Origin of the sequence: Macromonas nakdongensis (assembly GCF_002837145.1) — a bacterium.
GTDB classification, from domain to species: Bacteria; Pseudomonadota; Gammaproteobacteria; order Burkholderiales; family Burkholderiaceae_C; genus Macromonas_B; species Macromonas_B nakdongensis.
Map to the genome: position 1 here is coordinate 1 of NZ_NWMV01000034.1, position 22,030 is coordinate 22,030.

At 70.3% G+C, this 22,030-nt stretch carries 17 protein-coding genes; 5 read left to right on the top strand and 12 right to left on the bottom strand.

Going from position 1 to position 22,030, the window contains the following annotated elements:
• Positions 1 to 6: 6 nt before the first annotated feature.
• The 9 genes from CON77_RS06155 to CON77_RS06195 all read right to left on the bottom strand — a co-directional run bounded on the left by CON77_RS06155 (position 7) and on the right by CON77_RS06195 (position 12,120).
• The gene (locus tag CON77_RS06155; protein ID WP_101048255.1) at positions 7 to 1,314 is read right to left on the bottom strand and encodes a THUMP domain-containing class I SAM-dependent RNA methyltransferase; all 1,308 of its coding nucleotides are present in this window, start codon (positions 1,312 to 1,314) and stop codon (positions 7 to 9) included.
• A gap of 46 nt (positions 1,315 to 1,360) precedes the next feature.
• A complete protein-coding gene (rpoN, locus tag CON77_RS06160) occupies positions 1,361 to 2,953 on the bottom strand; it encodes an RNA polymerase factor sigma-54 (RefSeq protein WP_101048256.1) in 1,593 nt (530 codons plus the stop codon).
• Positions 2,954 to 2,963: 10 nt separating this feature from the next.
• The gene (gene lptB, locus CON77_RS06165; RefSeq protein WP_101048257.1) at positions 2,964 to 3,725 is read right to left on the bottom strand and encodes an LPS export ABC transporter ATP-binding protein; all 762 of its coding nucleotides are present in this window, start codon (positions 3,723 to 3,725) and stop codon (positions 2,964 to 2,966) included.
• Entirely contained in the window at positions 3,722 to 4,360 is a 639-nt protein-coding gene (gene lptA, locus CON77_RS06170; RefSeq protein WP_101048258.1) for a lipopolysaccharide transport periplasmic protein LptA, read from the bottom strand. Before lptA ends, lptB begins: the two co-directional genes overlap by 4 nt.
• Positions 4,361 to 4,451: 91 nt before the next feature.
• Complete coding sequence (locus tag CON77_RS06175; RefSeq protein WP_101048259.1) at positions 4,452 to 5,096, bottom strand: thiol:disulfide interchange protein DsbA/DsbL; 645 nt, start codon at positions 5,094 to 5,096, stop codon at positions 4,452 to 4,454.
• 115 nt (positions 5,097 to 5,211) lie between these two features.
• Positions 5,212 to 5,853: an SPOR domain-containing protein gene (locus CON77_RS06180; protein WP_101048260.1), complete on the bottom strand. Its 642-nt coding sequence runs from the start codon at positions 5,851 to 5,853 to the stop codon at positions 5,212 to 5,214.
• A gap of 14 nt (positions 5,854 to 5,867) precedes the next feature.
• Positions 5,868 to 7,541: an arginine--tRNA ligase gene (argS, locus tag CON77_RS06185; protein WP_101048261.1), complete on the bottom strand. Its 1,674-nt coding sequence runs from the start codon at positions 7,539 to 7,541 to the stop codon at positions 5,868 to 5,870.
• 11 nt (positions 7,542 to 7,552) lie between these two features.
• On the bottom strand, positions 7,553 to 9,019 hold the full coding sequence (locus CON77_RS06190) for a hybrid sensor histidine kinase/response regulator (protein ID WP_101048262.1): 1,467 nt from the start codon (positions 9,017 to 9,019) through the stop codon (positions 7,553 to 7,555).
• The gene (locus CON77_RS06195; protein WP_157826854.1) at positions 9,016 to 12,120 is read right to left on the bottom strand and encodes an ATP-binding protein; all 3,105 of its coding nucleotides are present in this window, start codon (positions 12,118 to 12,120) and stop codon (positions 9,016 to 9,018) included. The genes CON77_RS06190 and CON77_RS06195 overlap by 4 nt, the downstream gene beginning before the upstream one ends.
• Positions 12,121 to 12,219: 99 nt before the next feature.
• Here CON77_RS06195 and CON77_RS06200 point away from each other — a divergent pair, with 99 nt between their 5' ends.
• On the top strand, positions 12,220 to 13,329 hold the full coding sequence (locus tag CON77_RS06200) for an ABC transporter substrate-binding protein (RefSeq protein ID WP_101048264.1): 1,110 nt from the start codon (positions 12,220 to 12,222) through the stop codon (positions 13,327 to 13,329).
• 12 nt (positions 13,330 to 13,341) lie between these two features.
• Here CON77_RS06200 and CON77_RS06205 read toward each other — a convergent pair whose 3' ends face one another.
• Positions 13,342 to 14,268 (bottom strand): HTH-type transcriptional regulator ArgP, encoded by a 927-nt coding sequence (locus CON77_RS06205; protein ID WP_101048265.1) that lies wholly within the window; start codon positions 14,266 to 14,268, stop codon positions 13,342 to 13,344.
• A gap of 107 nt (positions 14,269 to 14,375) precedes the next feature.
• On the opposite strand from CON77_RS06205, the gene CON77_RS06210 reads away from it, so the two are divergent.
• From CON77_RS06210 to CON77_RS06220, 3 genes are read left to right on the top strand one after another with little or no spacing between them, the layout of a single operon-like run.
• Positions 14,376 to 15,038 (top strand): LysE/ArgO family amino acid transporter, encoded by a 663-nt coding sequence (locus CON77_RS06210; RefSeq protein ID WP_232788424.1) that lies wholly within the window; start codon positions 14,376 to 14,378, stop codon positions 15,036 to 15,038.
• 12 nt (positions 15,039 to 15,050) lie between these two features.
• Positions 15,051 to 16,730, top strand: coding sequence for a flavin monoamine oxidase family protein (locus CON77_RS06215; protein WP_101048266.1), 1,680 nt, complete (start codon positions 15,051 to 15,053; stop codon positions 16,728 to 16,730).
• 31 nt (positions 16,731 to 16,761) lie between these two features.
• Positions 16,762 to 17,670 carry a carbon-nitrogen hydrolase family protein gene (locus CON77_RS06220; RefSeq protein ID WP_101048267.1) on the top strand — a complete coding sequence of 303 codons (909 nt, stop codon included), beginning with the start codon at positions 16,762 to 16,764 and terminating at the stop codon, positions 17,668 to 17,670.
• Here the strand turns inward: CON77_RS06220 and CON77_RS06225 are convergent.
• Positions 17,667 to 18,596, bottom strand: coding sequence for a LysR family transcriptional regulator (locus CON77_RS06225; protein ID WP_101048268.1), 930 nt, complete (start codon positions 18,594 to 18,596; stop codon positions 17,667 to 17,669). The genes CON77_RS06220 and CON77_RS06225 overlap by 4 nt on opposite strands.
• 194 nt (positions 18,597 to 18,790) lie before the next feature.
• Between CON77_RS06225 and CON77_RS06230 the strand changes: the two genes are divergently transcribed.
• A complete protein-coding gene (locus tag CON77_RS06230) occupies positions 18,791 to 20,998 on the top strand; it encodes a malate synthase G (RefSeq protein WP_101048269.1) in 2,208 nt (735 codons plus the stop codon).
• A 47-nt stretch (positions 20,999 to 21,045) separates the two neighbouring features.
• Here CON77_RS06230 and CON77_RS06235 read toward each other — a convergent pair whose 3' ends face one another.
• On the bottom strand, positions 21,046 to 21,954 hold the full coding sequence (locus tag CON77_RS06235; RefSeq protein ID WP_101048270.1) for a pirin family protein: 909 nt from the start codon (positions 21,952 to 21,954) through the stop codon (positions 21,046 to 21,048).
• Positions 21,955 to 22,030 lie beyond the last annotated feature (76 nt).

Below are 22,030 nucleotides of genomic sequence, written 5' to 3' on the forward strand. Positions count from 1 at the left end.
CGGGGGTCACGGGGCCGGGCGGGGATCGGCCGGGGGGTGGGCGGGGGGGACGCTGCCCGCGCCCGGCTTGGGCCCGCGTGCCGAACCGGCCAGCAGGTCGAAGCGGAACAGGCGGCATTCGATCGGGCCGTTCCACAGCGGCACCCGGCGCGATTCCTTGAAGCGCATCTGGCTGGGCAGTTTCAGGTCGGGGGTGAGCAGCCAGGCCGACCAGCCGGCGTAGTGCTTTTTCCAGTGGGCGGCCAGCTGGGCGAAGAAGTCGGTGTTCTCGCCGCCCTCGGCGAACTGGGCGGTTTCGCGGGCGCGGGTGGCGGCGCGCTGGCCGGCCACGCCGGCGGCGGCGATGCGCTCGCCATAGGGCGGGTTGAGCAGCATCACCCCGGGTTGAGGCGTGGGGGGCATGCGTTGCAAGGCATCGCCGCCGCGCAGTTCCAAGGCCTGCATCACGCCGGCGCGTTCGGCGTTGCGGCGGGCGAAGTCGACCATGCGGAAGGCGACGTCGCTGCCGAAGATGAAGGCGGGCGTGCCGCGCGGCAGGGGCCGTTCGGCGGCCTGCGCTTCCTGTTTGAGCGCCTGCCAGACGTGGGGCTGGTGTGGCAGCAGTTTTTCGAAGGCGAATCGGCGCTGCCGGCCCGGGGCCAGGTTCAGTGCCACCTGGGCGGCTTCGATCAGCACCGTGCCGCTGCCGCAGCAAGGGTCGTACAGCGGCACCGGTTGGCCGGCCTCGTCCCAGCCGGTCCAGCCGGTGGCGGCGATCATGGCCGCGGCCAGGGTTTCCTTCAGCGGGGCGTCGCCCTTGTCCTCGCGCCAGCCGCGTTTGAACAGCGGTTCGCCCGAGGTGTCGATGTAGACCGACACCTCGTCCTGCGTCAGGTGGGCGAACACGCGCACGTCGGGCCGGGCGGTGTCGATGCTGGGGCGTTCACCGCGCTTGTCGCGCAGGCGGTCGCAAATGGCGTCTTTCACGCGCAGCGCGGCGAAGTTCAGGCTTTTCAACGGGCTGTGCTGGGCGGTGATCTCGACCTTGAGGGTCTGGCGTGGCGTGAACCAGATTTCCCAGGCGACGCCGGCGGCGGCGCGGTAGATGTCGTCTTCGCTGCGGTAGGGCTGGCGCGCCAGGCGCACCAGCACGCGCTGTGCCAGGCGGCTGTGCAAATTGAGTTGCAGCGCCTGGCGCCAGCTGCCGGGCAGCTCGACGCCGGCACGGCCCACGCGCAGCTCGCCCGCGGGCACGCCGGTGATGCGTTGCACCTCGTCGGCCAGGTAGGTTTCCACGCCGGCGGCGCAGGGCAGGAACAGGGTCAGGGCGTTCATGGCGGACTTTCGGGTCGGGTGGGGGCGCGGGCGGCGCGCCCGGGGGTCACAGGGCCTTGCGCAGGTTGGCCGGTGCGATGCGCAGCGACTCGCGGTATTTGGCCACGGTGCGGCGCGCGCACTCGATGCCCTGTTCCTTGAGCATGTCGGAGATCTGGTTGTCGCTCAAGGGTTTTTTGCTGTCTTCGCTGCCCACGAACTGCTTGATCAGCGCGCGCACCGCGGTGCTCGACGCGTTGCCGCCGGTTTCGGTGCCCAGGGCCGAGCCGAAGAAGTACTTCAGCTCGAAGGTGCCGTAGGGCGTGGCCATGTACTTGGCGGTGGTCACGCGGCTGATGGTGGATTCGTGCAGCCCGAGTTCGTCGGCAATTTCACGCAGCACCAGCGGGCGCATGGCCAGTTCGCCGTGCAAAAAGAAGCTGCGCTGGCGTTCGACGATGGCGCTGGCCACGCGCAGGATGGTGTCGAAGCGCTGCTGGATGTTCTTGATGAACCAGCGCGCCTCCTGCAGCCGTTGCTGCATGCCCTGGGCGCTGTCGCCCTTGTGGCCGCGCATGGCGTTGGCGTAGACGTCCTGCACCCGCAGGCGCGGCATCACCTCGGGGTTGAGCTGCACCTTGAAGCCGCGGCCCTGGGCCGTGACGATGACGTCGGGCACCACCACGTTGCGTTCCACGTTGGCAAAGCGCCGGCCGGGTTTGGGCTCGAGCTGGGCGATCAGGGCCAGCGCCTGTTTGACGAGTTCGTCGCTGCCGCCGCACAGCGCGGCCAGGCGCTTGACGTCGCGCTTGGCCATCAGTTCCAGCGGCTGCTGGCAGATCGCCAGGGCGGTGCGGGCCTCGGGGCTGTTGCGCAGCTCCAGGATCTGCAGCGTCAGGCATTCGGCGAGGTGGCGCGCGCCCACGCCGGCCGGCTCCATGTGCTGCAGCCAGTGCAGTGCGGTCTGCAGCAGCTGCTGCAGCTCCTCGGCGCGGGCGAGGCGTTCGTCGCCGAACAGGGCCCGGCCGCGGGCCTGTTCCTCCTGGCCCAGAATGGCTTCGGCCAGCTCGGGCAGGGGGTCGGCGAGGTAGCCGTCGTCGTTGAGCGATTCAATCAGGAAGTAGAGCGCGGCGCGCTCGTCGTCGTTCAGGCGCAGCGCCAGGGCCTGTTCGTGCAGGTGGGCGGCCAGGCTGACGTGTTCGCTGGCCAGGTCGGCGGCGCTGGCGGTCTCGTCATCGGGGGCCCCGTGGCGCGGCGGGGCGTCGCCGCCCCATTCGCTGTCGTCGGGGCGCAGGTCCAGGGTGCCGTCGCCGTCCCAGTTCTGGTCGACCGGGGCGCCGTCTTCACTGCCCTCGGCGCTGGCAACGCCGTCGCCGGTGTCGGCCGGGGTGTCGGCGCTGCGCTCGCGCGGGGCGGGGGTGTCACCGGCCCATTCGCTCACCTGGTCGCCCAGGCTCACCGGGGCGTCGGCCTGGGCCAGGCCGAAATCTTCGCGCTCGGCGGCTTCCTGCTCGCGTTCCAGAAAGGGGTTGTCGTCGAGCATCTGCTCGACTTCCTGCGCCATCTCCAGCGTGCTCAGTTGCAGCAGGCGGATGGACTGCTGCAGCTGCGGCGTGAGCGCCAGGTGCTGCGAGACGCGGAGCGACAGGCCTTGCTTCATGCGCCCGGCCTCACATGCGGAAGTGTTCGCCGAGGTAGACCCGGCGCACGTCGGCGTTCTCCACGATCTCGGACGGGGTGCCCTGGGCCAGCACGCGGCCGTCGCTGATGATGCAGGCGTGGTCGCAGATGCCCAGGGTTTCGCGCACGTTGTGGTCGGTGATGAGCACGCCGATGCCGCGCGACTTGAGGAAGCCGATGATGCGCTGGATCTCGATGACGGCGATCGGGTCGATGCCGGCGAAGGGCTCGTCCAGCAGCACGAAGCGCGGGCGTGTGGCCAGGGCGCGGGCGATCTCGACGCGGCGGCGCTCGCCACCGGACAGGGCCGGTGCCGGCGAATGGCGCAGGTGCTGCACGTGCAGGTCTTCCAGCAGGCCGGTCAGGCGCTGTTCGATCTCGGCCTTGGGCAGGGGGCGGCCGGCGGCGTCGTGCTGCAGCTCCAGCACGGCGCGCACGTTCTGCTCCACCGTGAGTTTGCGGAAGATCGAGGCTTCCTGCGGCAGGTAGCCCAGGCCCATGCGGGCGCGGCGGTGGATGGGCAGCTCGTGGATGGGCTGACCGTCCAGGGTGATGGTGCCGGCGTCGGCGCGCACCAGGCCGACGATGGCGTAGAACGAGGTGGTCTTGCCGGCGCCGTTGGGGCCGAGCAGACCGACCACCTCGCCGCTGTGCACGGTCAGCGACACGTCCTTGACCACCGGGCGGCGGCCGTAGCTTTTCTGCAGGCCGCGCACCTGCAGGCAACTGCCCGTTGAACTCGGCTGGGTCACCGGCGCGGCTCCAGTCGCGGGCTGGACTGCAGCGAAGGCGGTGGCGTGCCGGCGCCCGGCGGGGTGGCCGTGCCGGGGTTGGGCGTGAGCATGGCGCGCACCCGGCCGCTGGGGTTGTCGGCGGTGCGGTTGGGGGTGGTGCCGTCGACCGTGAACACCTCGGTGCGGTTGTCGTAGAGGATGGTGCTGCCGCTGGTGCGGTCGTTCAGGGTGGCGCCCCGGTAGCGGCGCAGCTCGGCCTGACCGACGAACTTCACCGTGTCGGCCTGGCTGTCGTAGTCGATGCGCAGGGCTTCGCCTTCGATGAATTCTTCCAGCCCTTCGCGCTTCTGGCGGAAGAAGGCGCGCTGGCCCTCGCGCGCGACTACGGTGCCGAACTGGTGGCCTTGCGGGTCCTGGCGCACGTCCACCTGCTGGCCGCGGATGACGATGGTGCCTTTGGTGATGACCACGTTGCCGGTGAACACGCTGGTCTGGCGCGCGTCGTCGTAGCGCAGCGCGTCGGCCTCGATGTTCATGGGTTGCAGGCGGTCGGCGCGCTCGGCCAGTGCCGGGGTGGACAGCACACCCGCCCAGACAGCGACGAGCAGCGCGGCGCGCAGGGCCCGGGGATGGCGTGGTGGGAAGGAGGTCATGATCGGCACGAAAATTGCATTTGCGTTGTGCCGATTGTAGCCACAGTGCCCGCCCCGGCCCGCAGGGGCGGGGGTGGTGGGGCGGCGGGTTTCAGCCCTTGCGCGCTTCCTGGATCAGGGCGTTGGCCACGGTCAGGGTGCGGGCGGCCTGGCCCGGTACGTAGAAGCGCCCGGCCACGCCGAGCGAAGGCGTGGCCTCCACCTCGTAGGCGTCCTGCAACTGGTTGGCGCGCTTGACTTTGCCGGCCACGCCGAAGGAGTTCAGGGTCTGGGCGAACTGGGCCTTGTCCAGCCCCTGGGCGGCGGCCCAGGCGACGATGGCGTCGGCGTTGTTCAGGCGCACGCGGTCCTGGTGGATGGCCTTGAACACCTTGTCGTGCAGGGCGTCGAGCTGGCCCAGGGCCTCCAGGGCGAAGTAGAGCTTCTGCAGCGGCTCGAACGAGGCGTTGAAGCCCACCGGGGAGCGTTTGACCACCACGTGGGCCGGCACCGTCTTCATCCAGTCTTTGAAGGCCGGTTCGAAGTTGTAGCAGTGGATGCAGGTGTAGGCGAAGAATTCGATCACTTCGACCTTGCCGGCGGGGGCGTCCACCGGCGCGGGCTTGCCCAGGCGGCGGTAGTCGCTGCCTTCGCGCAGGCCAGCGGCCTGGGCCAGGGCGGTGCCGGGCAGCCAGGCGCCCAGGGTGGTGGCGGCGCTCAGGCCCAGCACGGTGCGGGAAAAGTCTCGTCTTTGCATGTGGGGGTCACTCCAGGGGGCAGGGGCCAGACCCGGCGGGCCCGGCCTGAAGGTTGGGGCGGTGGCGGCGGCAAAAGTTCCGGCGGGACACGAAGGGTGAGCACCGGGCCGGGGCTCAGCGCTGCACGCGGACCAGCGCGGTCTCGATGTTCTGAGCCTTGAGGCGCTCCTGCTGGGCCTCGGCATCGGCCTTGTTGCCGAAGGGGCCCAGGCGCACGCGGAACACCGGTCGGCCGGCCTGCTCGCGCTCGCTGACCTGCACATTAAAACCCAGCATGGCCAGGCGGGCGCGTTGCGACTCGGCCTCGTCCTTGCCGCGGAAGGCCCCGACCTGGACGAAGTAGTTGAACGGGTCCGCGGCCGGGGCGGTTTCGACCGCCGCCACCGGGCCGGGGCCGGTGGTGCGTTGCTGGATCAGTTCGCCCAGGGGGTCGGCCTTGGCGGGGGCCTGCGCCGGCGCAGCCGTGGGGGCCGCCGGCGGGGTGGGGCTGGCGGCCGGTTCGGCCGGGGGGGCGCTGGGCGCCGCGGCCGGCGGCATGCCCAGGGGCGCGGGCTTGGGGCTCAGTCCGACGTTCGGGTTCCAGTCCTTGTTGCGTTCGGCCTCGATCGCGTCCTGGCCCGGCTTGCGCTGCACGCCGCGGTCCACCAGCGGCACCGGCACCTTGGTCACGTAGACCGCCACGGCCAGGGCCGCGCCCAGGCCCACCAGCAGGCCGATGATGAATCCGGCGAGCGTGCCGCCCTGTTGCAATTTCATGAGAGGGGTTCCGTTCACATCTTCTGTGGCGCGCTCACACCGAGCACGGCCAGGCCATTGTGCAGCACCTGCGCGGTGGCGGCGACCAGCGCCAGGCGGGCGCGTTTGACGGCCTCGTCGTCCACCAGGATGCGCTCGGCGTCGTAGTAGCTGTGGTAGGCCGCGGCCAGTTCGCGCAGGTAGAAGGTGACGTCGTGCGGGGCGAAGTCGGCCGCGGCGGCGCTCAGCATCTCGGGGTACTTGGCCAGCAGCAGCATCAGGGCCTGGGCCTGCGGGCCTTCGAGTGCGGACAGGTCCACGTCTTGCAGGCTGGCGCGGTCGCCGCCCCAACTGGCCAGCACCGAGCAGATGCGCGCGTGGGCGTACTGCACGTAGAACACCGGGTTGTCGTTGTTCTGCTGGATGGCCAGGTCCACGTCGAAGGTGTATTCGGTGTCGGGCTTGCGCGACAGCAGGAAGAAGCGCACGGCGTCGGCGCTGGTCCACTCGATCAGGTCGCGCAGGGTCACGTAACTGCCCGCGCGCTTGGAAATCTTCACTTCTTCGCCGCCGCGCACCACGCGCACCATGGTGTGCAGCACGTAGTCGGGGTAGCCCTGGGGGATGCCCACGCCGGCGGCCTGCAGGCCGGCGCGCACCCGGGCGATGGTGCCGTGGTGGTCGGTGCCCTGGATGTTGATGACCTTGCTGAAGCCGCGTTCCCACTTGGTGATGTGGTAGGCCACGTCGGGCACGAAGTAGGTGTAGCCGCCGTCGCTCTTGCGCATGACGCGGTCTTTGTCGTCGCCGTAGTCGGTGGACTTGAGCCACAGCGCGCCGTCCTGCTCGTAGGTTTTTCCGGCGTCGATCAGCTTTTGCACCGCATTGGCCACGCGGCCGCTGGTGTACAGGCTGGACTCCAGGTAGTACTGGTCAAACTTCACCTGGAAGGCTTGCAGGTCCAGGTCCTGCTCGTGGCGCAGGTAGGCCACGGCGAACTGGCGGATGCCGTCGAGGTCATTCACGTCGCCGCTGGCGGTAAATTCCCGGTCGTCGGCCTTCACCGTTTGCTGGGCCAGGAAGTCGTTGGCAATGTCCTGGATGTAGTCGCCGTTGTAGGCAGCCTCGGGCCACTCGGCGTCACCGGGTTTGAAGCCTTTGGCGCGCAGCTGGGTGGAGTTGGCCAGGGTTTCGATCTGCACGCCCGCGTCGTTGTAATAGAACTCGCGGTGAACATTCCAGCCCTGGGTCTCGAACAGGTTGCAGATGGCGTCGCCCAGCGCGGCCTGGCGGCCGTGGCCCACGTGCAGCGGACCGGTGGGGTTGGCGGACACGAATTCGACCAGCACGCGCTCGCCGTTATCGGGTTGTTGGCCGAAAGCGGTGCCGGCGGCCAGCACCTCGCGCACCACCTGCTGCTTGGCGGCGGGCTTGAGCTTGATGTTCAGGAAGCCGGGGCCGGCGATGTCGAGCGCGTCCACCCAGCGCTGGAAGGCGGGGGTGGCTTGCAGGGCATCGACCAGTTGTTGGGCCAACTGGCGCGGGTTGGCCTTGAGCGGCTTGGCCAGCTGCATGGCGGCGGTGCAGGCGAAATCGCCGTGCGCGGCCTGCTTGGGGTTTTCGAACGCGGCCTTGCTGCCGGCGCCGGGAGAGAGGGTTTCCAGCTCGGCGGCCAAGGCGGCGAGCAGTTCGTGTTTGACGGAGAGCATGGGGTGGGATTTTAGGCGCCGGCGCTCGGCGGCGTGGCCGGGGGGGCGTGGACGTCCAGCTGCCGCAGCGCGGTGTCGAAGTCGTAGTTGTGCAGCGCTTGTTCGAAGGCCTCCACCCGGCCGCCCAGGCGTGGGGCCAGGGTGGCACGCGCTTGCTGCCACAGGTCGAGGGCGTGGCTGTCGCCGTCGCGCAGCAGGTGGTCCAGGTAGCGGACGGTGTCTTCGGTCCGCTCGGCGTTGGGTGCCTGGGGGTTGGGCGGTTCGGTGGGCGCGGCCGGACGGGCCAGGGACAGGCGCAGTGTCAGCGCGAAGGTGCTGCCGGCGCCTGGGGTGCTGTCCCAGTCGATCTGGCCATTCATCAGGCGGGCCAGGCGCTGGCTCAGGGCCAGGCCCAGGCCCAGGCCGCCGTGGGCCCGGGTCAGGGAGTTGTCGCCCTGGTGGAAGCGCTCGAACAGTTGCTGGCGCAGTTCGGGGGCCACGCCCATGCCGTGGTCCTGTACCTCGATGCGCAGGACCGCGCTCTGGGGGTGCAGGGCCTGCAACCGTGTGCGCACCGACACCTCGCCTTGTGCGGAGAACTTGACCGCGTTGTCCAGCAGCGCGCCGATCACCTGGCCCAGCCGCACCGGGTCGCCCCGCAGGCGCACGGGCAGGTCTGGGTCGAGGTGCAATTGCAGCGCCAGGCCCTTGGCCTGGGCGGCGGGCCGGGCCTGGTCCAGGGTGTGGCGCAGGCACTGGGACAGGTCGAAGTCGATGTCGGCCAGGGCGATTTGCTCGCCCTCGGCCCGGGCCAGGTCGAGCACGTGCTTGACCAGCTCCAGCAGGTGCTGGCCCGACGCCTGCATGCCGCGCAGGAATTCCCGGCCTTCTGCGTCGGGGATGTGGTCTTCCAGCAGGCTGGCAAAGCCCAGAATGTGGTTGAGCGGGGTGCGCAATTCGTGGCTCATGTTGGCCAGGAAGGCGCTTTTGGCGCGGTTGGCGCTTTCGGCCGCGTCGCGCGCCGCGGCGAGTTCGCGGGTGCGTGCCTGCACCAGTTCGTCCAGGTGGTCGCGGTGGCGTTGCAGCTCGGTGTGGGCGGCCTGCAGTTGCAGTTGCAGACGGACGCGGGCCCGCACCACGTCGTGGTTGAAGGGTTTGTGGATGAAGTCCACCGCGCCAGCGGCGAAGGCGCGCGATTCGCTCCCAGGGTCGGTCTGCGCGGTGATGAAGAGCACCGGCAGCGCGCGCGTGGCCGGGTCGGCCCGCAGCGCGGCGAGCACTTGGTGGCCGTCCATGTCGGGCATCATCACGTCGAGCAGGAGCAGGTCGGGCAGGGGGCCCTGGTGCAGCAGGTGCAGCGCCTCGGGGCCGGAGGTGGCGAAGCGCAGTTCGCAGTCGCGCTCCAGCAGGTCGATGAGCACCTGGATGTTGGCCACGGTGTCGTCCACGATGAACACGCTGGGACGCGGGGCGGCGGTGAGGGGCGTGGCGGGGTTCATGCGGCGTCGGGCCTCAGGGGCTGCAGGTACTGGCGGGCGGTTTTGAAGTCGAAGCGGGCGATGGCCCGGTCCACGAGGGCATAAGGGGCTTGCAGGGCGGTGCCCTGGAGGGCGGCGGTCAGCTGGCGGTTCAAGGCAAAGGCGCGGCTGTTGCCGCTGGCCAGCCACTCGTCCAATTGCTGCAACTCGGTTGTCAGGGTCTCGACCGGTGGAGTGGGGCGGTCGACCTCGGGGCGGGGCACAGGGGTGTCGGTGGCCAGCGGGGCCAGGCGGTCGAGGGTCTGCTGCAGCAGGGCGATGAAACCGGGGGCCGGTTCGGTGCGTTGTTCGGTCAGCGCCTGTTCCAGGGCCTCGGCCGCCCGGTGCAGGGGGGTGGCCCCGATCAGCGGCGCCAGGCCTTTGACGGTGTGGGCGATGCGGTGTGCCTCGGGCCAGGCGTGCTGGGCCAGGGCCTGGGTCAGTTGGGCGGGGGCGTGCAGGGTGTCGCGGTGGAAGCTGCGCAGCACGCGCCGCAGGGCGTCCCAGTCGTGGTCCAGGCCTTGCACGGCGCTGTCCAGGTCCAGCCCTGGCACGGTGAAGGGGCGGTGGGCCGGGTCGTCCGTCGGGGACAGGGTGTCGGGCCCCGACGGCGGCAAGGTGTGTGGGGGAATCCAGCGCAGCAGGCACTCGGCCAGGGCGCGCGGGACGATGGGCTTGGCCAGGTGGTCGTCCATGCCGGCGGCGTGGCTGTCGGCCACGTCGCGCGGCAGGGCCGCGGCCGACAGGGCGATGATGGGCAGCTGGCGGCCGTGGGGCAGGGCGCGCACCGCCCGGGCCGCGGCGAAGCCGTCCATGTCGTTCATGTGCAGGTCCATCAGCACGGCGTCGAAGGCGCCACGGGCGACCGCGTCCACCGCGGCCCGGCCGCTGTCCGCGGTTTGCACGTGCAGCCCCATTTTTTCCAGGAATTCCTGGGCCACCAGCAGGTTGGTGGCGTTGTCGTCCACCAGCAGCACCAGGGCGCCGTGGATGGGGCGGGTCAGCCGGGCCAATTCCGCCAGGCCCTGGCCGCGGCGTGGGCGGGGGGCGTGTGCCGTGGCCGAGGCGGTGCCGCGCCGCAGCGCCACAGTGAACCAGAAGGTGCTGCCTTGGCCGGGGCTGCTGTGCACACCGATCTGGCCCCCCATCAGGCCGACCAGCCGTTTGCAGATGCTCAGGCCCAGGCCGGTGCCGCCGTAGCGGCGGGTGGTGGAGGCGTCGGCCTGGATGAAGGCGTCGAACACGCGCTCGGCCTGCTCGGCGGTCATGCCGATGCCGCTGTCCTGCACCGACACCCGCAGCTGCACGGGGTCGGCGTGGGGGTCGAGGCAGGTGACCGCCACGTCCACCCCGCCGCGTTCGGTGAACTTGACCGCGTTGCCCACCAGGTTGGTCAGCACCTGGCCCAGGCGCAGCGGGTCGCCTTCGAGCTGGCGCGGCACCTCGGTGGGCAGGTGCAGGCGCAGACGCAGGCCTTTTTCGCTGGCGCGGGCCTGGAACAGGTCCAGGCTCTGGGTCAGCACCTCGTCCAGCGCCAGCGGGACCGATTCGACCCGCAACTGCCCCGCTTCGATCTTGGCGTAGTCCAGCACGTCGTTGAGGATGCCCAGCAGCGCCGCGGCCGCCTGGTGGGCCTTGCCCAGGTGGTCGCGCTGTTTGGCGTTCAGTTCGGTGTCCAGCAACAGCTGTGTCAGGCCCAGCACCGCGTTCATGGGGGTGCGGATTTCGTGGCTCATGTTGGCCAGGAACTCGCTTTTGGCGGCGTTGGCGGCGGCCAGCTCGGTGGTGCGCAACTCCACCATCTGCTGGGCGGCGCGTTGCTGGGCTTCCTGGGTGTCGATGGTGTCGAGCAGGTCGTTGAAGGCTTGGCCCAGCCGGCCCAGTTCGTCGGGCAGCGGGGACGGCGCCACCCGCGCAGCCCGCTCGCCGTGGTGCACGCGGTTCATGGTGTCTTCCACCTTGTGCAGCCGGTTGGCGATCTCGCGGCCGGTGCGCAGGAACAGCACCGAAATGGCCAGCATCGTCAGGGCCAGCAGGCCGGAAACGGTGCCGAGCAGCACCAGGGCCATGTGCTGGTAGGGTGCATCGGGGAAGCCGGCGCTGACCATGCCGATGCGCCGTCCGTCGCCGTCGGCCAGCGGAACGTAGCCGATGCGGTAGGGGTGCCCGTCCACGGTCTGCACGCCCAGCCAGGGACGGCCTTGCTGCAGCACTTCGGCGACCACCTCGGGGGCCGCCAGCAGGTGCCGGTGTTCCGGGTGCAGGGGGTGGCTGCTGGCCACGCCCTGCTCGCCCAGGAACAGGGTGTGCAGGCCTTCGCTGCCGTCGGGCAGGGTGCCCACCGGGAAAATGATCTCGCGCATGTGCTCGATGAGCGAAAGGTTGTGGTTGAGCAGCACGCCCCCGACCAGCAGCGTGTCGGGCATGCCCACGGTCAGGGGGAAGTGCGCGGCCGCGCCGATGAGCAGCCCCGCGGGGTGGGCCCCGGCCGCCGAGGCGGGGTGCTGGCGCAGCACGTCCTGGAAGGCGCTGGCGAAGGCCCCGATCTCGTCCAGACCGACGCGTTCGTAGGCGGCGTTGGCCACGCCCAGCCGGGCCTGCCGGACCACGTAGGTGTCGGGCAGGCGGGCACCGGCCGCCACGGGCTGGCTGGAGGCGATGACCCGGCCGTCGGCGGTGGCGGCCACCAGAAAGTCCAGGCCGCTGCCTTCGGCCGCGGTCTGCAGCAAGGGGTCGATCTCGTGCCGCGGGGCGCCTTGTCTGAGGGCGTCGATCAGGCGTTGTGAGCGCACCAGTTGCGTCAGCCGCACCCGGGCTTCGCTCTTGGTCTGCTCCAGGTGGTTGAGGCTGCCAGCCAGGTGGCTGCGCAAGGTGCCGGTGAGCAGGGCGTCGGTGCGTTCCCCGCCCACCAGCACCAGCACGGCGATGACCACCGGAAACGCCACCAGCAGGGGCATCAGGCCCAGGGCCAGCAGGCGAAAACGCAGGGAGTGGGTCCAGCTGTGGCGCCAGCGGGCCAGCCAGACCGCCCCCGGGCGCCGCACCGCGGCACCCACACGCGAACGGGGCGGTGGCACATTCATCAAACAGATTTTGACATTTTTGGCGGCCATATGCGCGGCTTTGATTGATAAAGACGTTAATTGCAACGAAACCTCCGGACCTTGTGCGAAAATGCCCGCATGCGCCCCTTGCCCATCCTCTCCGCTGTGTTGCTGGCCGGGGCCCTGGGCGCCTGTGGGCCCCAGCCGCCGGTGCAGATCGGTTTCATCGGTGGCCTGACCGACCGCAACGCCGACAACGGGCAGGCGGGGCTCAACGGCGTCATCCTGGCGGTGGAGCAGTTCAACCGCAATGGCGGGCTGGACGGCCGGCGGGTCGAGCTGGTGGCCAAGGACGACGCCCAGCGCCCGGACGTGGCGATCGAGTCGGCCCAGGCCCTGGTGGCCGCCAAGGTGGCCGCGGTGATCGGCCCCTTCACCAGCAGCATGGCGAAGGTGATCGTGCCCATCACCGGACAGGCCGGCATTTTCCAGGTCAGCCCCACCATCACTTCGATGGACTTCTACGGCAAGGCCGACAACCTGTTCCGCATCAACCGCACCACGCGCGACAACGCCCGCGATTACGCCCGGGTGCTGCAGCGGCTGGGCCAGCGGCGCGTGGCGGTGGCCTACGACACGCGCAACCGCAATTTCACCGAGTCCTGGCTGGGCGAGTTCCGCGCTGCGGTGAACGCCGCCGGCGGGGCCTTGGCGGTCGAGGTGCCGTACGAGTCCGGTGAGCAAACCGATTTCGCCGACGTGGTGCGGCGCATGCAGGCGGCCCAGCCCGATGGTTTGCTGTTCGTCGCGGGCGCGCTCGACGTGGCCCGGCTGGCGCAGCAGGCGCGCAAGCTGGGGCCGACCCTGCCGATTGCCGCGGCCGAATGGGCCGCGACCGAGCAGCTCATCGAACTCGGCGGCGATGTGGTGCAGGGCCTGGTGATCGTGCAGAACTACGACCGCGACGACGGCAGCGCGCGCTTCAAGGACTTCAGCGACGCCTACTACAAGCGCTTCCAGCGCCAGCCGGGGTACAGCTCGGTGTCGGCCTACGACGCGGCCACCGTGGTGCTGACCGCCCTCAAACAGCAGCGCGAAGGCGAAACGCTGCAGCAGGCGGCCTTGCGCAGTGGCCCCTACGAGGGCTTGCAGCAGCGCATCGCCTTCGACGCCAACGGCGACACCCCGCGCAAGGTCTTCTTCACCGAAATCCGCGACGGGCGTTACGTCAAGCTCGACGTGCAGTGAGCGCCGGGCCGCTCAGCGGTCGGCCGTTGGGGCGGGGTCCGGCATCGGCGCCAGATGGCCCTGCGCCGCCGCTTTGACGGCCGCCGTCAGCCGCTGCGCCGACAGCGGTTCGCGCGCCCAGTGCTGCCAGTACAGCGCCACGTCCACCGCCGCGCCGGGCAGCACCTCCACCAGCGCCGGCCGGCCGGGGCGCCGCATCAGCTGCTGTTCGGGCACCATGCCCCAGCCCAGGCCGAGTTCGATGGCCGCCTCGAATGCGTCGATGGCGGGCGCGAAGTGCCGCGGGTAATGCGCCTGCTGCAGGCCGAAGTGCTGCGCCAGGAAGGCGTCCTGCAGGGCGTCCTTGCGGTTGAAGATGACCGCCGGCAATTCCAGCAGCCGGTGCGGCGACACGCGCCCGCTGGCGCTGCGGCAGCGTTGCGCCACCGCCTCGGTGGCGACGCAGCGGTAGCGCATCACCCCCAGCGGCTCGGCGACGCAGCCGCGCATCGCCGTGGCCAGGGTGGTCACGCAACCGGTGACGGCGCCGCTCTTGAGCGCATCGTGGGTGTGGTCCTGGTCGTCGATGGTGATGTCGAGCAGCAGGCGGTGCCGCGCCAGCAGCGGCGCCACGCCGGGCAGGAACCAGCTCGCCACCGAGTCGGCGTTGATGGCCACGGCCAGGCTTTGCCAGTGCCCGTCGGCTCCGCCCGCCAGGCCCTGGAGCAGGTCGGCTTCCATCGACTGCACCTGCTTGGCGTGGGCCAGCAGCGCCTGGCCGGCCGGCGTGGCGCGCACGGCCTTGCCGCGCACCAGCAGGCGCTGGCCCAGCGCGGTTTCCAGCGATTTGATGCGCAGGGACACGGCCGCCAGCGTCAGGGACAGGGCCCGGGCGGCCGGCCCGAAGCCGCCGTGTTCGACCACGGCGGCCAGGGCTTCGAGCTGTCGGGGGTCGAGCATGGTTTAAATAAAAATTGAGCAACGGGATATTTTATGAACAAGGTTTAATTTTTGGGGCGGTGTGGGCACACTGGCGCCATCGAACACGACCGTTTCCGGAGAACCCTGTGACCCTCGCTGCCCCCACCTTCACCGCTGGCATGGTGCTGAGCCTGTCGCTCATCATGGCCATCGGCCCGCAGAACGCCCACGTGTTGCGCATGGGCCTGCAGCGCCAGCACCTGGTGCTGACGGTGGCGGTGTGCGCGCTGGCCGACATTTTTCTGATCGGTCTGGGCGTGCTGGGCCTGGCCCAGTTGGGCGGCCTGCCGGACAAGCTGCAGGGCGCGCTGGTGGGGGCGGGCGTGCTGTTTTTGGGGGTGTACGGCTGGCAGGCGTTTCAGCGTTTCCGCCAGTCGGCGCCGGTGCTGTCCGTGGCGGTCGAAGGCGCCAGTGCCGCTGCGCACACCGCGGGCGCTACGGCCGCGCTGGGCGCCGTGAGCCGCCGCCAGGCCGTGCTGTCGGCCCTGGCGTTTTCCTGGCTCAACCCCCACGCCTGGCTGGACACGGCCGTGCTCATCGGCACCGCCTCGCTGGCCTACGGGCAAGGCAGCACGGTGTTCGGTCTGGGCGCGGCCGCCGGCTCCCTGGTCTGGTTCTCGCTGCTGGGCGTGGCCGCGTTCTGGCTGGGGCGGCGCCTGAACTCGCTCCACGTCTGGCGCGCGCTGGACGGCCTGGTCGCCCTGATGATGTGGGGCACGGCGGTGGCGCTGCTGGCCAGCCTGTTCTGAGGAGGCACACGCATGAGCCCCGCGAGTCCCCTGCGTCCGGCCGACGCACCCGTCACCCTGTTCGGCCCCGACTTTCCCTTCGCCTACGACGATTGGCTGGCCTCGCCCGCCGGCCTGGGCCAGCTGCCTGCCCACCGCCTGGGCACCGAGGTGGCCATCGTCGGTGGCGGCATGGCGGGCATGGTGGCCGCCTTCGAGCTGATGAAGCTCGGCCTCAAGCCCGTGGTGTACGAGGCCTCGCGCCTGGGCGGGCGCCTGCGCTCGCAAGCCTTCGAGGGCGGGCGCGGCGTGGTGGCCGAACTCGGCGGCATGCGCTTCCCGCGCTCGTCCACCGCTTTCTTCCATTACGTCCACCAGCTGGGGTTGCAGACGCGGCCCTTCCCCAACCCGCTCACCCCGGCGGCGGGCAGCACCGTCATCGACCTGGAAGGCCAGACCCACTACGCCCGCACCCTGGACGACCTGCCCCCGCTGTTCCGAGAAGTGGCCGAAGCCTGGGCTGAAGCCCTGGAAACCGGTGCAGGCTTTGGTGATTTGCAACAGGCCTTGCGCCAGCGCGACGTGCCGCGTCTCAAGGCCCTGTGGGACCGCCTGGTGCCCCTGTGGGACGACCGCACCTTCTACGACTTCGTGGCCCAGTCGCCCGCGTTCGCGCGCCTGTCCTTCCGCCACCGCGAGGTGTTTGGCCAGGTGGGCTTTGGCACCGGCGGTTGGGACTCGGACTTTCCCAACACCATGCTGGAGATCCTGCGCGTGGTGCTGACCGGCTGCGACGAGGACCAGCACCTCATCGTGGGCGGCGCGCAGCAGGTGCCGCTTGGCTTGTGGCACCAGGCGCCCGCGCAGTTGCACCACTGGCCTGTGGGCACCACCTTGTCGGCCCTGCACCAGGGCGCACCCCGCCCCGGCGTCCGTGCCATTGCCCGTGCCGCCGACGGGCGCCTGGCCCTCACCGACGCCTGGGGCAGCACGCGGCATTACGAAGCCGTGCTCGTCACCTGCCAGAGCTGGCTGCTCACCACGCAGATCGACTGCGACGAGGCCCTGTTCTCGCAGAAGATGTGGATGGCCCTGGACCGCACTCGATACATGCAGTCGTCCAAGACCTTCGTGATGGTGGACCGCCCCTTCTGGAAAGACGTGGACCCCGCCACCGGCCGCGACTGCATGAGTATGACGCTGACCGACCGGCTCACGCGCGGCACCTACTTGTTCGACCACGGCCCCGACCAGCCCGGCGTCATCTGCCTGAGCTACGCGTGGATGAGCGACGCGCTCAAGATGCTGCCGCAATCGCCCGAAAAGCGGGTGCAGCTCGCCCTGGCCGCGCTCAAGAAGATCTACCCCGACGTGGACATCGCCCGCCACATCATCGGCGACCCCATCACCGTGTCGTGGGAGGCCGACCCCCATTTCCTCGGCGCCTTCAAGGGCGCACTGCCGGGGCACTACCGCTACAACCACCGCATGCACGGCCACTTCATGCAAGACGGCCTGCCCGCCGCCGAGCGCGGCATCTTCCTGGCCGGGGACGACATTTCCTTCACCCCTGCCTGGGTGGAAGGCGCGGTGCAGACCTCGCTCAACGCCGTGTGGGGCATCGTGCGCCACCTGGGCGGCGGCAGCGCGCCGGACAACCCCGGCCCGGGCGAGCTGTACCCGCACATCGGGCCGGTGGCCCTGCCGGATTGATGGCGGCGCCATGGCGGCACATACTGCGCACATGGTGCACAAGACCACGCCTTCAGCCCACGCCAGCGAGGGTGTGCAAGCGCCGCTGACCGTGGCACTGTGGCAAACGCCTTACATGGAGGTTGCGTCTGGCTCCCCGGAGCCGGTGGCCGCGCACGCGCTGGAGCGGCTCGAAGCCGCAGCCGCCCAGGCCAGCGCAGCGGGCGCGCATGTGCTGATCACACCCGAAATGGTGCTGACCGGCTACCACCGCGACCCCGAATGGCTGCGCGCCGTGGCCCAGCCTGCCGACGGTCCTTGGCGCCGTGCCGTGGGCACCATCGCCCGCCGCCACGGCCTGGCGCTGGTCTACGGCTACCCCGAAGTGGCTGCCGCCGGGCAGCGCCCCTACAACGCGGTGCAGGCGGTGGGCCCCGACGGCGTGCCCATGGCCAACTACCGCAAGACCCACCTGTTCGGCACGGTGGACGCAGCCCGTTTCACCCCTGGCCCGCAGCCGCCCGCCACGTTCGTGTACCGGGGCTGGTGCCTGGGCCTGCTCATCTGCTATGACGTGGAATTTCCCGAGGCCGTGCGCCTGCTCGCCCTGCAGGGCGCCGACGCGGTGCTGGTGCCCACCGCCAACATGCCCACCTTCGACGAGGTGCCGCAACTGTTGGTGCCGGCCCGGGCGTGTGAAAACCGCCTGTATGTGGCCTACGCCAACGCCTGTGGTGCAGAAGCCGGTCTGGCCTATGGCGGCTTGAGCACGGTGGCGGGACCCGACGGCCGCGTGCTGGCGCAGGCGGGGCGCGGCCCCGCGTTGCTGTGCGCGCAACTCGCTCCACCGGTACTGGACCGGGCGCTGCTGCTGTCTGGGCGGCGGCCCGATCTGTACGCCGGTTTGCTGGCCGGGGCCGCCCCGACCTGGCCGGCGTTCGGAGGTTCGGGCCGGGGCTAGGCCCGTTGCGACCAGAAATCCGGCTGGCTGTAGTGGCTCTTGAGGAAGTCGATCCACAGCCGCACGCGCAAGGCCAGGTGCTTGCGCTGCGGGAACACCGCGTAAATGCCGTTGGGCGGCGCGGCGTAGGCGTCCAGCACCGTTTGCAGCCGCCCGGCGGCGATGTCGCTGTCCACCTCCCAGATGCTGCGCCAGGCGATGCCGTGCCCGGCCAGGCACCATTCGTGCAGCACCTGGCCGTCCGAGCAGTCCAACGGGCCGCCCGGGCGCAGGTGGATCAGCTCCCCGGCCTTGCCCTCGCCGGCCGGCAGCAGGAAGGCCCAGCCGCGGGTCTGCGAGGCGTCGGAGGACAGCGTCAGGCAGTCGAAGCGGGCCAGGTCCTGCGGGTGCTGCGGCTGGCCGTGCTGGCGCAGGTAGCGTGGCGTGGCCACGCACAGGCGCCGGTTGTCGGCCAGGCGCACGCTCACCAGCGACGAGTCGGGCAGGTCGCCCACCCGCACCGCGCAGTCGTAGCCTTCGGCGGCCAGGTCGATGACGCGGTCGCTCAGGTTGAGCGAGACGGTCACCTCCGGGTGCCGTTCGTGGAAGCGCGGCACCAGCGGCGCGACGTGGCGGCGGCCAAACCCGGCCGGCGCGGTGATGCGCAGGTGGCCCTTGGCCTTCACGCCCCCGGCGCTGACGCTGGCCTCGGCGTTGGCCAGGTCGGCCAGCAGGCGCTGGCAATCTTCCAGAAAGGCGCTGCCCTCGTGCGTGAGGGTGATGCGCCGCGTGGTGCGCACCAGCAGCTTGACGCCCAGGTGTTCTTCCAGCGCGTCCAGCCGGCGCCCGACGATGGCCGGTGCCACGCCCTCGGCCCGGGCGGCCGCGGCCAGACTGCCGCGGGTGGCCACCGAGACGAAGGTCTCCATCGCTTTGAGTTTGTCCATGCGCCTGCCGTCCGGGTGGTGATTGAAACCCTGTGAGCGTGTTCTTGTGGCTTGAAGTTGCGGGATTAATTATAAAAAAGGTGTGAGTCAGTGTGCAAACCGGCCACCAATCGGGGCACCGCTCTGGCATACAGTAGAGGCATCGAATGGGCCTGGATGGGCCCGCCTGTTTTCAAACTCTGGAGGTTTTGCCCATGTCCACGCCCCGCACCGCCGTTGGCCGCCTGCAAGTCGCGACCGCGCTGTACGATTTCGTCAACCAGCAGGTGCTGCCCGGCACCGGCGTCGAAGCCGCCCGCTGGTGGGCCGGCCTGGACGCCATCGTGGCCGACCTGGCGCCCAAGAACATCGCCCTGCTGGCCGAGCGCGACCGTCTGCAGACCGAGCTGGACACCTGGCACAGCGCCAACCCCGGCCCGATCCAGAACATGGCCGCCTACCGCCAGTTCCTGGAGACCATCGGTTACCTGGTGCCGGCGCCCAGCGGCGTGCAGGCCACCACCGCCAACGTGGACGCCGAACTGGCCGTGCAGGCCGGCCCGCAGCTGGTGGTGCCCATCCTGAACGCGCGCTACGCCCTCAACGCCGCCAACGCGCGCTGGGGCAGCCTGTACGACGCGCTCTACGGCACCGACGCCATTTCCGAAGCCGACGGCTGCGCCAAAGGTCCGGGCTACAACGCCAAGCGCGGTGCCAAGGTCATCGCCTTCGCCCGCGACTTCCTGGACCAGGCCGCGCCGCTGGCCAGCGGCTCGCACGCCGACGCCACCGCCTACGCCATCGCCGGCGGTGCGCTGCAGGTCACCCTCCAGGGCGGTGCCACCACCGGCCTGAAGGACGCCGCGCAACTGGTGGGCTACCAGGGTGAGGCCGCCGCGCCCACCTCGGTGCTGCTGGTGCACAACGGCAACCACATCGACATCGTCTTCAACAAGGCCACCGCCATCGGCGCCAGCGACGCCGCCGGCGTGGCCGACGTGGTGCTGGAAGCCGCGCTGTCCACCATCCTCGACCTGGAAGACTCCGTGGCCGCGGTGGACGCCGACGACAAAATCCTGGGCTACAGCAACTGGCTGGGCATCCTCAAGGGCACGCTGACCGAGTCCTTCGACAAGGGCGGCAAGGTCATGACGCGCGGCCTCAATCCCGACCGCCTCTACACCGCACCGAACGGCGGTGAAGTCCGCCTGCACGGCCGTAGCCTGATGTTCGTGCGCAACGTCGGCCACCTGATGACCAACCCGGCCATCCTCTACACCGCCGCCGACGGCACGGTGAAGGAAATCCCGGAAGGCATCCTGGACGCAGCCGTGACCACCACCATCGCCCTGCACGACCTGCAAGGCCACGGCGCCAACGGCATCCGCAACAGCCGCACCGGCAGTGTCTACATCGTCAAGCCCAAGATGCACGGCCCCAAGGAAGTGGCCTTCGCCGCCGAACTGTTCGGCCGCGTGGAGCAGCTGTTGGGCCTGCCCGACAGCACCGTCAAGCTGGGCATCATGGACGAGGAGCGCCGCACCTCGGTCAACCTCAAGGCTTGCATTGCTGCGGCCGCCAGCCGCGTGGCCTTCATCAACACCGGCTTCCTGGACCGCACCGGCGACGAAATGCACACCGCCATGCTGGCCGGCCCCATGGTGCGCAAGGGCGACATGAAGACCAGCGCCTGGATCCAGAGCTACGAGCGCAACAACGTGCTGGTGGGCCTGGGCCTGGGCCTGCGCGGCAAGGCGCAGATCGGCAAAGGCATGTGGGCCATGCCCGACCTGATGGCCGAAATGCTCAAGCAGAAGATCGGCCACCCCAAGGCCGGCGCCAACACCGCCTGGGTGCCCAGCCCCACCGGTGCCACGCTGCACGCGCTGCACTACCACCAGGTCAAGGTGTCCGACATCCAGATCGAGATGGAAAAGATCGACGCCGACGCCGAGCGCGACAACCTGCTCACCGGCCTGCTGACCGTGCCCGTGACCGCCACCCCCAACTGGACCGACGCCGAAAAGCAGGCCGAGCTGGACAACAACATCCAGGGCATCCTGGGTTACGTGGTGCGCTGGGTGGACCAGGGCGTGGGCTGCTCCAAGGTGCCCGACATCAACGACATCGGCCTGATGGAAGACCGCGCCACGTTGCGCATCAGCAGCCAGCACGTGGCCAACTGGCTGCACCACGGCGTGGTGACGGAGCAGCAGGTGCGCGACACCTTCGCCCGCATGGCGGCCAAGGTGGACGGCCAGAACGCCGGTGACCCGGCCTACAAGTCCCTGGTGGCCAACCCCAACGGCGGCGCCTACCAGGCGGCGCTGGACCTGGTGTTCAAAGGCAAGTCACAGCCCAGCGGCTACACCGAGCCGCTGCTGCACGCCTGGCGTTTGAAGGTCAAGGCCGGTCACGCCTGATCGGGCGGTGAACCCGCAATAAAAACGGCGCCTCCGGGCGCCGTTTTTCATGGTGCTTTCAAGGGCCGCCACGGCGGCGCCGGGATGCGTTCGGTGTCACCCGGCACGGCGGGGAAGCGCCCGGCTTCCCAGTCCGCCACCGCTTGTTCGATGCGCTCGCGCCGGCTGGAGACGAAGTTCCACCACAGGTAACGGGGCGCGTCGGGCGGTTCACCGCCCACCAGCAGCACCTGGGCGGGGGCGTCGGCGGGAGCGCTCAGGGTGAACCCGTTCGCATCCGGCAGCGCCATCACCCGCGCGGGCACGGGCCGGCCATCGACCACGAACGCCGACGTGGGCGCGTACAGCGCCACTTCGGGGGCCAGGCGCGGCACGCGCAGCGAGGCGCCTGGGGCCAGCCGCAGGTCCAGGTACAGCGTCTGCATGGGCAGGGCCACCGGCGAGCCTTGTCCGAAGGCTTCACCCACCAACACGCGGACACCGACACCCCCGTGCTGCTCCAGCGGCAAGCGGTCGGCCGGCAGGTGTTCGAACGCCGCCGGGGCCTCTTCGTGCGAGCGCGGCAGCGCCAGCCACAGCTGCAGGCCGTGGGTGTGCACCGGCTGGCCCAGCAGATCGTCGGGCGTGCGCTCGCTGTGCACCACGCCCCGTCCGGCGCTCATCAGGTTGACGGCGCCGGGTTCGATGCGCTGCACCGCGCCGGTGCTGTCGCGGTGCAGCATGGCGCCGTCCAGCAGGTAGGTCAGCGTGGCCAGGCCGATGTGCGGGTGCGGTCGCACGTCGTGCTCGCGCTGGCCCACACCGGCCAGCGGCCCCATGTGGTCGAAGAACACGAAAGGCCCCACCGAACGCCGCTGGGCTTGGGGCAGCAGGCGCCGCACCAGGAAGCCGCCGCCCAGGTCTTTTTCGTGGCCCTGGAGGGTGGGCAGGGCGGTGGGGCCGTGGGGCTGGGTCATGGCGGTCTCCGGCGGTGATCGGGGTGGGGCCTGGGCCCTTGTGTGGTCTGGGTCCGACGCGTCCGCCCCACGCAGC